Raw genomic sequence first — 14,775 nt, forward strand, 5'->3', positions numbered from 1 at the left:
TGGCACGACGTGCGACATTGACCTCGACATATATGCCGTAGCTTGTCGCATTGGCCAAGATTTTGAGTGCATTCTGCTCGGTATCCAATCGAACACGCTCATCGCCAGATGGCGAGTCCATTCTTATTTTTACCGAATGGCGAAGCTCGATTAGCCTTTTGAACAAATCATCTTTTGCCGGATCAATATGGTAATCGGAATTACCGCTAATATTGATCGGCTGCAATTCGGTCTGCGTGTTACCTGGCTTAAATGTGACAGCTTCCAGAATTTCGGGCGATTTGCCGGTTAGTAGCTTTGATGCAATGCAATCGGCAAAGGTAAACCAAAGCGGTGTATCGCCCGATGTCAGATAATTGAGGCCGATGGTCGATTGCTCGCCTTCGGAATACGCGGCGCGAACCGGGAAAATATCACCTTGCACCTTTACCCTGACTAGCATGGTCAAGTGCCGCCACGATTGACGCTTTTGCAGCCAATCCAAATCAGTGTTGGCGAGAATGGCCTTTGCTTCGCTGGTTGCATCCTGCGTTGTCATCCCGTCGGCAATGACGAAACGCCAAAGCTCCATAAGGGTGCAAACAGTGGGATACATTGAAAGAAAATCACACATCATCACTTGGCGCAGTTTACGCCTTATTCGGACCTCAGAACGTCCACCGAAATAGGTGCTCATAATGTTAGCGAGAAATTGGCGCTGAAATTCTGGTTGGCATTGCTGCCAAGGTATAATGCCCATTTCTTTCAGATAGGCTTTACCAATACTGGCTTCGCTGTAGGCTTTTTCCGGCAAGAACTTCGGCAATCCCAAAGCGGCTAACCTTTCGGTCAGTTCAAGGTAACATTCCCATGTAGTTTGCACATCGCGCACTGCATATTCAATCATCGTGTCGCTAATTGGACCTGCAAAATCGTCAAAGTCGAGTTTGGGATTCTTGACCTGCAAAAACTTGGAGAGGTCAGATAGACTGAAGCCCCGTGCAAACAAGGCATTTGCTAAAGTCTTTACATCGACAAAATGGCCCCGTCGTGGACGATTATAGTGACCACGCCCGCGTTCGCTTCTCGCATCGCGCTGCCCCATTGGGGAAGCGAAACGAATAAAGGAGCAATTGCGTGACAGGTGTTTGACTTGACAATTGGGATAGATTTTCTGGTTGGAAATCCTGAACGTAAAGCCACCGCGCATATCCTGATATTTGTTTGACCGTGCGGAGCCGTGGCGAATTGCAATCCGCGAAATATCAAATGGCAGATTAAATCCGATGATGGTGGCGCGAAGCTGATAACCGATGCCGTAAAAAATTTGGTCGGCAAATTCGTCGCGTGTTAAAAGCGACAATCCATTTGCATCGGTATAGCTTTTAAGCGTCAGCAGCTCCGCATCGGTAACACCCTCGGGGTCAAAAAACACGCCAGCGCCGAATAGCTCGCCACCTTTTCGCACCTGATATGTGCCAATTCGCAATGATTGACCTGCATCAATTGTGGTTTCGGTATCAAAAACCAGCGTCCATTCGCTGGCAAAAGGCAGGCGCTTTCTGTTCGTCTTCTTTAGCTGCTTTTTGATTGTCGTTTCCGCAAAGGCTCGAAGTGATATGGCTAAATGGTCGCTGATCGGCGGGATGGAATTGGCGGTCATGCTGCACCATCCATTTCCGGCAATGCAGCCCGTTCGATTAGCATTTGGGCAAAAATATAGAGACGTTCGACAATCAATCGGAGTAAATCGGCAAGCCCAAGCAGAAAATGCCCAATGCGGTCCAGCATGGGATCGGAGGTCGGATTGAAAACAGGGTGGTCCTTTTGATCGTCGCTCACTTTGCGATGGCAATTGCTGCAAATTGGCACTGTTAAATCATCGCGCTTATGGTCGGCAACATGATGCTGATCAAAGCAACGCCAATCGCGTTCACCGCATGTGCCGCAAATGGGATTATTAGTTTCCAATTTTTCCAGACGCCTTTGTTTGCGCCGTTCCTTTGCGAGTGAGTTGGTCATACATTCTCCTTTTCAAATGATAAGCCGGTAAACATTATGGAACAGCTCGGTCCCGGCGGCAGCGAGCTGGTAAAGGGTGTTAGAATCGGTTTCGAACGGATGAGATTTGCCAGCGGTATCGACGACCGAACGGCCCTCAAATTTGCGTAATGGCGATGGTTCGTTCGAAAGCAGGAAGGCTCGAACGGCGGATAGATATTCGCCGTTCACCGATGCAGCATCAAAGTTGGGAAGGATCGCTTTGGAAACTTGGCCCTTTGAAATGATGGTCATTTCGCGGGTGCGGTTATCGTCAATAACCAGCGTGCGGCCACGGCGCTTAACGGAAACATTTTCGCGCAAATATCGGCGCAACAATTCAACCGAGACGCCGACGCTGCGGGCGGCGTCAATTTGACGACCGGATTGACGATAGGCCTTCAAAGCACTTTCTAATCGTGCGTCGTTTGTCGGACGCCTTGCACGAATAGATTTTTCACCAGCTTTGGCATGGCCCCGCGCTTGCGAACGAGATAGGCCACGGCGCGCAGCATTAGCTATGCGGCGCTGATATTCCTTCTTATAATCGCGTTTTTTAGCCATCGAATCACCTGCGCGTTTAATCAGCACACGGTTTAGACAAGCGGATTCCCACAAAACTGCTATTCTGCGCGGACCTCTAATGATTCGAGAGCTACATTTGCGTGCAAGAGCGGTGGGAAACTTGGCCGAAAATCCAGCATTTATGCGGCCTTGCCAACGTAACGGTCAGCAAGGATCAATTGGAACGATGGCGATTGAAGGGCTTGCTTCCAAAAGTAAACCAAGTTGGAAGAGGGCGGGGAGCTGGCAGTGAAACGCGGTATCCAATTGGCACGGCTAATCAGGCCATCGCTATTATTCACCTACTTTCCGTCAAAGAAAAATTGAGTTTCGTGGGGTGGCAGCTTTGGATGAGGGGGTGCAATGTCGATGAACGATACTGGAAGCCCGAGATCGATAACGCGATTTTTCAGTTGAAGCGAATGCCAGCCTATGTACGGCTAATGGAAACACGATACTTAACGGATGAGAAAACCCTTTACGACCAGATACCATTTCGCATTTTTCAGCATTCGCCATTTGCAAAAGGGGTAGCAAAATTGTCTCCCGATATGCAGGCGCTGTCATTTAGTCTGCTCGGAGAAGTGGCAAAGGGGAATTTTACTAGCTTTGCCTCACTTCCAAGCGACGATCCTAAAATAAATATGGACACCATTTCCAAATTTATTGGGCTCCCAATTCAGCCAATTGTCGCGGGTATTTTCCCGAAAATCGACTTTGAAGTCGATTTTGAATTGCAGCTAAGCGCAATATCTAACGCATTGCGCGATTTGCGGGCAAATCCGTCAATTACAATTGAGAAATTAACGCCAGAGGTCCGAATTGAATTTTTAGCTATTTTAGCCGTTGCAGAAAATTTGCAAATGTCGCTCTCGGCCTTTCGCAAAAGTCCGATAGGCAGGTTTGCCAATTCAATTGCAAAGGACCAAAAAATCCAAGCGTTTGCAATTGTCTTATGGTCTGCTTTTCGGGAAATGGGGACAATTCAAAGCAATGACGAAATAATGGAATTAGCCAAAATTTCTAATTCCAACAGCGCAAATTAACCCTCATTTCAATAGCGAAAACGCCGGAATTATGCTACTTTCAGCTATGCTATTAGAACGACAAATTACCGCTAATTCCAATTGTGATGAATGGGCAATTCAGTCAGAATACTGGATTGATCAGTACGCTAAATTGCAAAAGCCGCGCAAATTGCGGGAACGCAATCCCAATCCATTGATATTGTCTGGCCACGGCAATTCAATGCGAATTGATAAAGGCACATTGCTGATAAAGGGGGGATTTACCCATTATCCGCAAAAGCCAATTGAACATCGCTATTTCAAAGGTGATTTAGAATTGCCCAAAACAATAATGCTATTGGATGGCAGCGGTTCATTGTCTTTTGATGTTTTAAGCTGGCTTGCCGAGCAAAGCGTTTCGCTGATTAGAATTAAATGGAATGGCGAAATTGCAATTGTCTGCAATGGCAATGGCTATGCCGCCGATCAATGCAAAGTCGATTGGCAAAGGGAATTGCGCCATAATCCGGAAAAGCGGCTTTGCTTTACAAAAGAGCTAATTTCCCGCAAATTGCAAAACAGTATTTTGACATTACAAAAGCATTTGCCGCAATCCGATTACAATCGAAAAGCAATTGATTGGGCAGAGCGGGGAATTGCTGAATTACCGGAAAAGCTGACCAGCTTGCGGCAAGTTCGAGCGCTGGAAGGGCATTGCGCTTCCGCCTATTTCAAAGCGTGGACGAAATTGGAATTGCAATGGAAACATAACAGTAAATATCCAATTCCCGATCATTGGAAATGCTACCGCGCCCGCAGCGCAGTCCACGAATGCAAATCGGAAAACCGCCGTGCCAGCGATCCGATCAATGCAATGCTGAATTACGCTTATGCCATTAAGCTTTCGCAATTGCAGATTGAGGCAATTAGCAGCGGCTATCATCCTATGATGGGTATCATGCATCATGAGGAACGCGGCAAGCCGTCCTACATATTGGATTTGCTGGAGCCGGAACGGCCAAAAGTTGATGCTGTGATATTGGACTTTGTGCAAAGTCAAAAATTGTCACCAGCGGATTTCGTCTTAACTAAGAACGGCACTTGCCGATTGTCGCCGGGATTGGCGAAAATGGTTGCGGCAATGGTCTAATCAGACTTTTTACGGCCTCGCGGCAAACCGCTAGAAATCTCAATATCGTCCACAGACTCGAATAATTCGAGTAATTTAACTTCCAATATGTCTGCAATGCGATCCAACACATCCACGGTCGGATTTTCTTCGCCGCGTTCGATACCTCCTAAATAGGAACGGTCCACACCGGAATCGAAAGCCAATCTTTCCTGCGATATATTTTGATCGACACGAATGCGCCTAATATTTCGACCAACGAGTTTCCGTCCCTGCATCCAAAAACAGAACGCTTTTTGAGGGCAATAAAACCACTGGATATAACCATCATTTAACGAATTTTTGCTAATGATCTGCTGTAAATCTCTTTCGGGACGGAGCTAGAATTATGAAACGCAAAATGTTCATGTTGGCTGTATGTGCTCTAGTCGCAAGCTGCGATGGCGCATCATCAAGTTATACTGGCTCATATGTCGGAGGCGATAATTCTGCTCTTATACAGCTTGAATTAGTGGATAGCGGCGAAGGGCAGTTGAATGGCACTATGGCAGTTTCCCAGCTTGATTACGAAGCTGGAAAATTAGAAACGACCATTAAGCCGATAACGGGAGTCCAAAACGGCGGTCAACTCAGCCTGTTGGCTCATAGCAATAGTTTTGGTGCCAGCGATTCACCACTTTCAATGGAAGCGGACGGAAATTCGCTTTTATGGAAAGTGCCAATGAACGGTATGACCATCGAACTGGTAAAAACCGATCAAGCGGCGTATCGGGAACGCCTCGTTGCCTTTGAAAGCCAACTTCACGGAACGGATGCGGGAATGATCGACTGGGATAATGTTGATTGAGATATAATTATCAAACTGTGGTCAAATCATCGCGTTAATGGCAATATCACTATACCCCCCGCATCCAGTGCGGAGCACCGAGAGGAAGGCGCCCTCTTCGCGGTATTGTGCTCCGCGCTCGACGCGGAGCCCCGGGAGGCAAGCGCCTTCTTCGCAACACAGGACTCCGCGTCAAGCGCGGAGCACATCAACCCAAGCTAAAATTCGAACGCCCGCTGGTCTGCCTCCCCAGGCTCCTCATCCGCTGCCTCTGCCGCCCCTTCCAGATTGCCAAGCGTCAACCCGAGCAACCGCACCCCATTCTCCACCGGCGTGATGCTGGCCAGCAGGTCCCTCCCGATGTCCGCGAACTCCTTCTTGTCCGCGACATAATGATCGACCGAATGCGACCGCGTCACCTGCCGGAAATCCGCATATTTCGCCTTCAGCGTCACCGTCCGCCCGCGCGCCTCGCATTTCTCGATACTGTTCCAGACAATGTCGATGATATTCTCGAATGCATCCTGCAGGTCCGTGTCGGTGACCAGATCATCACCATAGGTGCGCTCGCCGCCGACCGACTTGCGGATGCGGTTGGACCGCACCTCGCGATGATCGACACCGCGCGAGGCGCGAAACAGATAGCCCGCCGACTTGCCGAAATGCTGCTGCAGGAAATCCTGCGATTGCGCCCGCAGATCGGCCCCGGTGTGGATATCCAGCTTCGCCATCCGTTCCGCGGTCTTCGGGCCGACACCAAAGAACCGCCGCACCGGCAACCCTGCCACGAAATCCGCGCCCTGGTGCGGCTTGATCACACATATCCCGTCGGGCTTGTTCTGGTCCGAGGCGATCTTGGCGAGAAACTTGTTGTAGCTGACTCCCGCGCTGGCGGTGAGACGGGTCTGCTTCCTGATCTCGGCGCGGATCATCTCGGCGATCCGGGTCGCGTTGCCGATGCCCATCTTGTCCTGCGTCACATCGATATAGGCTTCATCCAGAGAAAGCGGCTCTACCAGATCGCTGTGCGTCCGGAAAATCGCCCGGATCTGCTGCGACACCTCGCGATAGACCTCGAACCGGTGCTTGACGAAGATCAGGTCCGGACAGCGGCGCTTGGCGGTGACCGACGGCATCGCCGATCGCACGCCAAACTTCCGCGCTTCATAGGAGGCGGCAGCCACTACGCCACGCTTGGATGATCCGCCCACTGCGACCGGCTTGCCGCGCAATTCGGGAAAGTCCCGCTGCTCCACGCTCGCGAAAAAGGCATCCATGTCGATATGGATGATCTTGCGCTGCAGCAGATCGGGTGCGGAATCGGACATGGCATCAGTCTAGCGCCTGTTTGGCCGCTTCGCGAGGAACTACATGTTCAGTGATGATCATCTCGTCTCCGGCATTGATGCGGATCGTCTCCGGAAAATAGGCGCGCATGCCGCAACTCATGAAATCGGCTGATTCGGGATATTTTTCATGGTCCGGCTTACCATTCGCGAATATTTCCAGCCGACCGTCAAAAATCCGGAAGATCGGAATCGCCGGACCTTCCGAAACCGGAATATACCAGCCGGACTGCTTGTCGAAATAGAGATGCGAGGCGGCGATACTGCACAAATGGGCATTGGCACCGACAGCGCGACCGTTGATTGCATAGAGGCCGTCGTTCCGCCGTTCGATCAAGATCGTGGTCATCGACGCCCCCACCAGAGCAGGGGCGATTCTGCCAAACAGGGCCGATTGGCGAAAAGCGGCAGGGAGCGGTAGGACATCGTCGATGAACAGGGCCGATTCTCCGGGAGCCAGCCAGTCCGTCTCGCCCAGCAAACCAAGCAACTGGCTTTTGCGCTGGCTGTAGCTTTCGCCAAGGCATTCAGACGGATATTCCGCTTCGGCGCAAAGATCACGTTGCTTCAACCAGGCCATTTGGCTGGCCTTTGCCTCCGGATCCCGGCCCTTCGCCTGCTGGTAGAGAAAAGCGATATCCCGATCCGCCGAACGCAGTGCATGGCCATAGTCGGCGCAGATCAGCTGTTCGACCGTGCTTGCCGCTTTCGCGCAATCAAAAGAAGGGTGAAGCTGCATCATCTGCCACCGGTCATTTTCGGTCCATAGTGTCTGCGCTTCATCCGCCGTCAGACGCCCATCATCGCCCCCGCCGCGCAGGATGATGTCACCGCGAAAATCGGCAGTGGCCAAATGGGGCAATTGCCTGGGCCCGATTATCGTTTGATCCAGTATTGCACCGGTCAACTCGACCTCGGACAGGCCAAAACCGTGCAGCGTGGCACCCGAGAAATCCGCGTCCTTGGCGCTGATCGGGGCACCGCCCTGATAGACCGGACAACCGTCCGGAACCGTGATGCCGCAATCAAAGGTAAAGCCGGTCATGTCGCTGCCGTCGATATTCCAGCCCTCCACATTGCCTTCAAACCAGCCGCCATCAAAATGGCCTTTGGAAAAATTGGCCCCGCCGGACTGCACATTCTTCAGCCCGGCATTGCGAAACAGGATTCCCGGCATGTCCGCGCCGGCCATATTGGCATCGGTCAGATCAGCCTTGATGAATCCCGCGCCAGACCCCTTCGCATTGGTGAAAATGGCTCCCGCCAGCTTGCTCTCTTCAAAGCAGACGCCAGAGAGCGGCATATCGGAAAAATCCCAGCCGGAGAAATCTCCGCCTTTGATAATCGTAACTCCGGGTTCTGCTCTGCTCGCCAATCTGACAAAATCTGCTCGGGACTCGATCTGACCGCCGTCAATCTCATCCTTGGCGATGGCCGACCGTCTCTCCCCCCAGATATCGCCATAAGCGGACAGGCAGCCGGGTTCTGTCGATCCTGTTTCGGTACTTGCCGCGCTTGCCGTTCCAGGCGATGCCACCATTAATGCCAGACCGATTGATATTCGAATGTTCATCCCGATTCTTCCATTCTCAGCGACTGTCAATCGCACTGGGCTCATCATTTCTGCTATAGCCACAACAGCCCGATCTTGCCATAGCCCGCCGGTGCAACGCGAAGCTCTCCCCTTTCCGATAGGCCGCAAAGAACTGATCATCATGATGGCCAGCCTGATGTCGCTGAATGCGCTGGCGATCGACATCATGTTGCCGGCACTCGGATTGATCTCCGATGATTTTGCCCTGCCAGCGGTCAACGACCGGCAATGGACCATCACTTCCTATATTTACGGCATGGCCATTGGGTCGATCCTCTACGGCTCGCTGGCCGACCGCTACGGGCGTCGGCCGGTGCTGCTGGTGACCATTGCCCTGTATACCGTCTTCGGCATCCTTTGCGCCCTGGCCTGGGATTATGAATTGCTGCTGATCGCTCGCTTCATTCAGGGGCTCGCCGCCTCGGCCATGGGTGTCCTGGCCAACAGCATCATTCGGGATCGCTATGATGGTGACGCAATGGCGCGCGCCATGTCGACGATCATGATGGTGTTCATGATCGTTCCGGTCACCGCGCCTCTGCTCGGCCAGCTGGTTCTCCATATCGCGCCGTGGAAGGCGATCTTCCTGGTGCTTTCCCTGGCCGGCCTGGCCTGTTTCCTGTGGGTGGTGATGCGGCTGCCCGAGACCCTGCACCCCGACGACAAGACACCGATCAAGGCGCGATCCGTTGGCTCGGCCTGGTATGCCGTCATTTTCAACCGCAACAGCTTTGGCCATGTCATCGCCAGCGGCCTGATGATGGCTCCGCTGTTCGCCTATATCGCATCGGCCCAGCAGATATTCTTCGACATATTCGGTGCCGGCGATATCTTCGTCTATATTTTCGCCCTGAACGCAGGCGCGATGTCGGTCGCCAGTTTCACCAATTCACGGATCGTCATGCGCTTTGGAGCCCGGCGGGTATCGCAGGTCGCGCTGATATTCTTCATCCTTGTTTCTATGGTCCACTTCGGCCTCGCCGAGGTCGGTTTTCTGGATATATGGACCTTTACCGCGGTATTGGTGCCGTCCATGGCCATGGTCGGGTTCACCGGCGCCAATTTCAGTTCGATCGCGATGCAGCCGTTCGGCAAGACCGCCGGCGTTGCCTCCTCTTTCCAGAATTTTGCCCGGACCGGCCTTTCGGCCTTTATCGGAGCCGCGATCGGCCTGCAATTTGATGGCACGATCCTGCCTCTCGCCACCGGCTTTCTGGTCTGCGGCATCGCCGCGCTGGCTCTGATTTTCTGGGCAGAGAAAGGAAAATTATTCCGCCGTGTTCAGCCTGTTGCAACCGCCGGTGGACTATTGCCCCACGCCTGAACCCCTCACTACAAGGACAAGCGCATGACATTCTCCCTCCCGAGCCCGATGAAAATGGCCCTCGGCCTGATCCCGGCAACCATGGCCTTTGCGTCACCGGCGCTGGCCGCAGATTCGATTCTCGGCGACTGGGTGACCCAGGATCGCGATGCCATCATCAAGATCTCCAGATGTGGCGCGACGGTCTGTGGCCGCATCCACAAATATCTGGTGACTCCGCCCAATGGCGCCGGTCAGAAGGACATCAACAATCCTGACAAAAGCCTGCGCAGCCGGACGATTCTCGGCATGGCAATTCTGACGGGATTCACCCCCGACGGCGATATCTGGCGCGGCAAGGTCTATGATCCGAAATCCGGCAAAACCTATCGCTCGGAGGTCAGCCTGCAATCAGCCAACCGACTGAAAATGAAAGGCTGTATCGCCTTCATCTGTCAGGGTCAGAACTGGTCCCGGGCGAAATAAAAGCGCAGCCTGCGACAATCCCTTTCTCGGCAAAACCGGCGAACAGGGGCAGCCGTTTCTCCTTATTCCATTTCCGCAATCCACTGGCGGAGCAGCGCCACGCCCTCATCATGGACGATCGACCGGCCCACTTCCGGCATGCTGATGCCGGGATCAAGGCTGTTCAGCCGATAGATCATGATGCTGCCATCCGGATCGCCGGGCGCAATATCGAAATCATGGGTGCCGCTGCCCCGCCCCGCCGCCACCGGCCGCTTGTTGATCCCCAGGCGCACCGGCATCTGCTCTTCATAGGTCAGGAACAGGCCGGAGTTGCTGGCCGAGCCATTGATATTGTGACAATGGGCGCAATTGACATCCAGATAGCCGCGCGCGCGGTCGTTCAGCGACGCCTTGGCGTCCCCCCAGACCGGCACGCGATAGTCGACCGACGGCGCGCCATCAATCAGCCCCAGCCGGGCAAATTCCGCCAGCTGCCCGCCCCCGGTCAGATTGCGCGCCTTCGGACCGATCGGAGTCACGGCACCGGACAAGGCATGGCATTCCTTGCACTGGTTCTTGTTCGGCACTGCATAGCTGGTCACCCGCTCCTGACCCGATGGATCGGTAAAGCGCACCGGAATCCGCGCGCCGGCGACCTTCAGCCGGGCCTCGGTCTGTTCTTCATTCCACACATAGGGAAGCGCCAGCCAGCCATCGGCCCGGTGCAGCAACACCCTGGTCTCCAGCAACCGCGGCTTGCCCTCCATCTCATAGCCAAAACTCTTGATCAGCGCCGATCCCACCGGAAAATCCAGCATGCCGTCGCCATTCGCTTTCGCCTGCTGGCCCGGCGGCACATAGATGAACCGGTATTTTTCCGCATAGTCCGTGAACAGCGGCATGTTCAGCTGATAGGATATCACCCGGTCATTCGGCTGCCAGCCGGCCTCATCCCGGAAAAACTGATAGTCCGACAGCAGGCCCGGCATGTCATCGGACAGGATCACCGCGTCGGCGACCGCCACGGGTTCCCGCGCCCCGGCCGAAAACACCAGTCCGAGGATCGCACCGACGGAAACCAGCAGCCGCATTATTGGATCGCGGCCTCCATTGCCTCGGGCAAGCGGATCGCTTTCAGCTGTCGCCCTTCAAAAGCCTCGCTGGCACCGGCCACGATCGACGGCCTGGCGTCGGTCAGCGGCTGACCGGGAGTGGTCAGGCCCATCGACAGAACCGCCACATCATCCCCGATCAGGATATTCTCTCCCGTGCCATCCTCGATGATCGGCGGAATGGCACCACCAAAGGCCGTTTTGAGAGCATCGCCACCAGGAAAGGCCGGCTTGTATCCCGCGCGGCCATGGATATTTTCAAACACCCGCACGCCGATCGGCTTCGGATTATAATTGGGGTCATTCTGCTCCTTGCTATAGGAGACGATCAGGATATTGCCGGTGCCATTTTCGGCGAGCTGGTTCTGGAACACCTCTACCTCATAATGCGACATCACCATGATCCCCATGCCGGTCGGGACTTCCGCCACGATATTGCCGGCAGGCGCAAAATTGGGCGTATTATTGTCGACCACGATATTGTCGAACACCCGCACATTGCGGCCGCCCTGCTTGGGAATATCGGGCAGGTCGAACACCAATATGCCGCCGGTATTGTTGACCGCGATATTATTATAGACGTCCGCACCGATGCTGTTCTCGATCTCGATCCCGGCGACATTGAACCGTGCGACCGAATTGCGGACGATGATATTTTCCGACTGGCCGACATAGATTCCGGCGTCGGATGAGCCGATCGTGACCACGCTGTCCACCAGCAAATTGCTGCTTTCGACCGGATAGATCGCATAGGCGCCATTTTCCGGATGCGGCCCGCGGGTCCATTCGACCCGCACCTTGTAATAGACGATATTGTCCGCGCCCTTCGACTTGATGCCGTCACCCTTGCTGTCCTCGATCGCGAAATCGCGCAGCACGACATGGTCCGACGTCACCAGCAGGCCTTCACCCGCGCCCAGTTGCCCGGCAAAATTCAGCACCGTCTGGTCCATGCCGGCACCCCTGACGGTCACCCGATCGACATCCAGCGACAGGCCATCGACCAGATCATAGCGGCCCGCACCCAGTTCCACGACATCACCGGGCTCGGCGAGGATCAGCGCTTCCTGGATCCTTTCCTGCGCATCGGCGCCGGGGGCAATATTGATGGTTTTTGCGAAAGTCGGGGCGCTCAGGCACAGCGCGGTGGCAACCATTAGACTGCGGATCATATCTCTCTCCTCCAGGAAGCTCGGATAATGCCGTAAAATATCGTCGCTGCCAAGGGCATTGACACCGGTGTCAGTAGATCGCGGAAAAAGCGCCGTCAGCCGTCCGCCAGGATCCATTCCACCGCCGCATCGGCGTGAATCTCGGTGCTGTCATAGATCGGCAGGATATTCGCCTTGGTATCGACGATCAGGTCCAGTTCTGTGCAACCGAGCACGATCGCCTGGATATCCTGCTTGGCGATATTGGTGATATAGGTCTTCATCGTCCGTTCGGACTCGCGCTTGGCGAGATTGAACATCAGCTCGTCGTAAATGATCCGGTCGATCTCGCGGACCCGTTCCTCGTCGGGCGGAGACAATGTGATCCCCTTGCCGACCAGCCGCTTGCGGTAAAATCCCTCGGTCATCACATTGCGCGTGCCGATCAACGTGGCGGAGCTAATGCCATCGGCGACCATCTTGTCGCCGACACAATCGGCGATATGCAGGATCGGTACGCCGATTTCCGGCTGCACCTGGTCATAGATCTTGTGCATGGCATTGGAGCAGATCAGCACGGCGGTGGCGCCGCTACGTTCCAGCCGCTTGGCCGACCGGGTCATCAGTCCGGCCGCAGCATCCCAGTCATCGTCCGATTGCAGCCGGGCATAGTCGCTGAAATTGACGCTCTCGATCAGCATATGCGGGCTGGCAAAGCCGCCCAGCCGCTTCTGCACGATACTGTTGATCCGGGTATAATAGCTGGCGGTCGATACCCAGCTCATCCCGCCAATCAGGCCAATTTTCCGCATTGAAATTCATATCCCCGAAATTTCCAAATGCGCTTCTAGAGCGCTTTGACAATTTCCTCGCACATTTTCTTCGCGTCGGAAAGCAGCATCATGGTCTGGTCCATATAAAAGACCTCGTTATCCACTCCGGCATAACCAACCCCGCCCATCGACCGTTTGACGAAGAATACCGTCTTGGCTTTTTCGACATCGAACACCGGCATGCCGTAAATCGGTGACCCCTTGTCGGTTTTCGCAGCCGGATTGACCACATCATTGGCCCCGATGATGAACGCGACATCGGCTTGCGCGAATTCGCTGTTGATATCCTCCAGCTCGAACACCTCGTCATAGGGGACATTGGCCTCGGCGAGCAGCACGTTCATATGGCCCGGCATCCGGCCGGCGACCGGATGGATCGCATATTTGACGCTGACACCTTCTTCCTTCAGCATGTCGCCCATTTCGCGCAAGGCATGCTGGGCCTGCGCCACCGCCATGCCATAGCCGGGGATGATGATCACGCTTTCGGCCTGTTTCATCATATAGGCGGCATCCTCGGCCGACCCGCGCTTCCACGGCCGGTCGATCTTGGCGGCCCCGTCGCTTGGTCCGCTCTCCGCACCAAAGCCGCCGGCGATCACGCTGATGAAGCTGCGGTTCATCGCCCTGCACATGATATAGGACAGGATCGCACCGGACGAACCGACCAGCGCACCGGTGATGATCATCGCGGTATTGCCCAGGGTAAAGCCCATCGCCGCTGCCGCCCAGCCGGAATAGCTGTTGAGCATCGAAATCACGACAGGCATATCCGCGCCGCCGATAGGGATGATCAGCAGGAAGCCGATCAGAAAGCTCAGCGCTACGATCGCCCAGAATATCGGTCCAGTGCCAAGCGTCGGCGCGATCGCAAAATAGGCGGTCAGTCCGATGATCCCCAACAGCACGCCAAGATTGATGACATGCCGCCCGGGCAGCGTGATTGGCGCACCGGACATATTGCCGTTAAGCTTGAGAAAAGCGATGACCGAGCCGGAAAAGGTAATCGCACCAATCGCGACGCCAAGACCCAGTTCGACACGGCTGACGGTCAGGATTTCACCCGTCGAATCCAATATGCCGAAGGCGCCGGGGTTGAGATAAGCGGCAACCCCGACCAGAACGGCGGCCATACCAACCAGAGAGTGAAAGGCAGCGACCAGCTGCGGCATATCGGTCATCGCGATGCGGCGCGCGATAACGAACCCGATCGTGCCACCAATGGCGATGGCGCCGAGGATTTCCGGCAAGCTGGCAATGCTGTGGGTCCACAAGGTGGTGACCACGGCAATCAGCATCCCGACCATCCCGAAACGGTTGCCCTTGCGGCTCGATTCTGGCGACGACAGTCCGCGCAGTGCAAGAATGAAGAGTATGCCCGCGACCAGATAGGCAGTGGCAACCCAGGGGTTCACCGGTTCGC

15 protein-coding genes are annotated in these 14,775 nt (G+C 54.6%); 5 read left to right on the forward strand and 10 right to left on the reverse strand.

The annotated features are described in order from the left end of the window. The 3 genes from ACEW8J_RS03570 to ACEW8J_RS03580 all read right to left on the reverse strand — a co-directional run. The coding region (locus ACEW8J_RS03570) for a hypothetical protein (RefSeq protein ID WP_373490260.1) at positions 1-1,642 on the reverse strand (1,642 nt) is incomplete at its 3' end. Then, complete coding sequence (locus tag ACEW8J_RS03575; RefSeq protein ID WP_373490261.1) at positions 1,639-2,001, reverse strand: hypothetical protein; 363 nt, start codon at positions 1,999-2,001, stop codon at positions 1,639-1,641. The genes ACEW8J_RS03575 and ACEW8J_RS03570, both read right to left, overlap by 4 nt. A gap of 12 nt (positions 2,002-2,013) precedes the next feature. Further along, complete coding sequence (locus ACEW8J_RS03580) at positions 2,014-2,583, reverse strand: hypothetical protein (RefSeq protein WP_373490262.1); 570 nt, start codon at positions 2,581-2,583, stop codon at positions 2,014-2,016. 101 nt (positions 2,584-2,684) lie between these two features. On the opposite strand from ACEW8J_RS03580, the gene ACEW8J_RS03585 reads away from it, so the two are divergent. Together ACEW8J_RS03585 and cas1 are read left to right on the forward strand one after the other, a co-directional pair. Beyond that, the gene (locus ACEW8J_RS03585) at positions 2,685-3,629 is read left to right on the forward strand and encodes a hypothetical protein (RefSeq protein WP_373490263.1); all 945 of its coding nucleotides are present in this window, start codon (positions 2,685-2,687) and stop codon (positions 3,627-3,629) included. Between the two features lie 31 nt (positions 3,630-3,660). Further along, entirely contained in the window at positions 3,661-4,740 is a 1,080-nt protein-coding gene (cas1, locus tag ACEW8J_RS03590) for a CRISPR-associated endonuclease Cas1 (protein ID WP_373490264.1), read from the forward strand. On the opposite strand, the gene ACEW8J_RS03595 is transcribed toward cas1, so the two are convergent. After that, positions 4,737-4,997 (reverse strand): helix-turn-helix domain-containing protein, encoded by a 261-nt coding sequence (locus tag ACEW8J_RS03595; RefSeq protein WP_373490265.1) that lies wholly within the window; start codon positions 4,995-4,997, stop codon positions 4,737-4,739. The genes cas1 and ACEW8J_RS03595 overlap by 4 nt on opposite strands. Before the next feature lie 110 nt (positions 4,998-5,107). On the opposite strand from ACEW8J_RS03595, the gene ACEW8J_RS03600 reads away from it, so the two are divergent. Next, a complete protein-coding gene (locus ACEW8J_RS03600) occupies positions 5,108-5,566 on the forward strand; it encodes a hypothetical protein (RefSeq protein ID WP_373490266.1) in 459 nt (152 codons plus the stop codon). A 197-nt stretch (positions 5,567-5,763) separates the two neighbouring features. On the opposite strand, the gene dinB is transcribed toward ACEW8J_RS03600, so the two are convergent. Together dinB and ACEW8J_RS03610 are read right to left on the reverse strand one after the other, a co-directional pair. Continuing rightward, positions 5,764-6,873 (reverse strand): DNA polymerase IV, encoded by a 1,110-nt coding sequence (gene dinB / locus ACEW8J_RS03605; protein WP_373490267.1) that lies wholly within the window; start codon positions 6,871-6,873, stop codon positions 5,764-5,766. 4 nt (positions 6,874-6,877) lie between these two features. Next, complete coding sequence (locus ACEW8J_RS03610) at positions 6,878-8,464, reverse strand: pentapeptide repeat-containing protein (RefSeq protein WP_373490268.1); 1,587 nt, start codon at positions 8,462-8,464, stop codon at positions 6,878-6,880. A gap of 91 nt (positions 8,465-8,555) precedes the next feature. Here ACEW8J_RS03610 and ACEW8J_RS03615 point away from each other — a divergent pair, with 91 nt between their 5' ends. Together ACEW8J_RS03615 and ACEW8J_RS03620 are read left to right on the forward strand one after the other, a co-directional pair. Further along, positions 8,556-9,809: a multidrug effflux MFS transporter gene (locus ACEW8J_RS03615; protein ID WP_373490269.1), complete on the forward strand. Its 1,254-nt coding sequence runs from the start codon at positions 8,556-8,558 to the stop codon at positions 9,807-9,809. Positions 9,810-9,833: 24 nt separating this feature from the next. Then, on the forward strand, positions 9,834-10,274 hold the full coding sequence (locus ACEW8J_RS03620; protein ID WP_373490270.1) for a DUF2147 domain-containing protein: 441 nt from the start codon (positions 9,834-9,836) through the stop codon (positions 10,272-10,274). 62 nt (positions 10,275-10,336) lie between these two features. Here the strand turns inward: ACEW8J_RS03620 and ACEW8J_RS03625 are convergent, their stop codons facing one another. The 4 genes from ACEW8J_RS03625 to ACEW8J_RS03640 form a co-directional block, all read right to left on the reverse strand. Further along, a complete protein-coding gene (locus ACEW8J_RS03625; protein WP_373490271.1) occupies positions 10,337-11,347 on the reverse strand; it encodes an SO2930 family diheme c-type cytochrome in 1,011 nt (336 codons plus the stop codon). After that, the gene (locus ACEW8J_RS03630) at positions 11,347-12,540 is read right to left on the reverse strand and encodes a parallel beta-helix domain-containing protein (protein WP_373490272.1); all 1,194 of its coding nucleotides are present in this window, start codon (positions 12,538-12,540) and stop codon (positions 11,347-11,349) included. The genes ACEW8J_RS03625 and ACEW8J_RS03630 overlap by 1 nt, the downstream gene beginning before the upstream one ends. Before the next feature lie 95 nt (positions 12,541-12,635). Beyond that, positions 12,636-13,331 carry an aspartate/glutamate racemase family protein gene (locus ACEW8J_RS03635; protein ID WP_373490273.1) on the reverse strand — a complete coding sequence of 232 codons (696 nt, stop codon included), beginning with the start codon at positions 13,329-13,331 and terminating at the stop codon, positions 12,636-12,638. Between the two features lie 35 nt (positions 13,332-13,366). Further along, a complete protein-coding gene (locus ACEW8J_RS03640) occupies positions 13,367-14,767 on the reverse strand; it encodes an NAD(P)(+) transhydrogenase (Re/Si-specific) subunit beta (RefSeq protein WP_373490274.1) in 1,401 nt (466 codons plus the stop codon). Positions 14,768-14,775: the final 8 nt, after the last annotated feature.

Origin of the sequence: Parasphingorhabdus sp. (assembly GCF_041748495.1) — a bacterium.
Classification (GTDB): Bacteria; Pseudomonadota; Alphaproteobacteria; order Sphingomonadales; family Sphingomonadaceae; genus Parasphingorhabdus.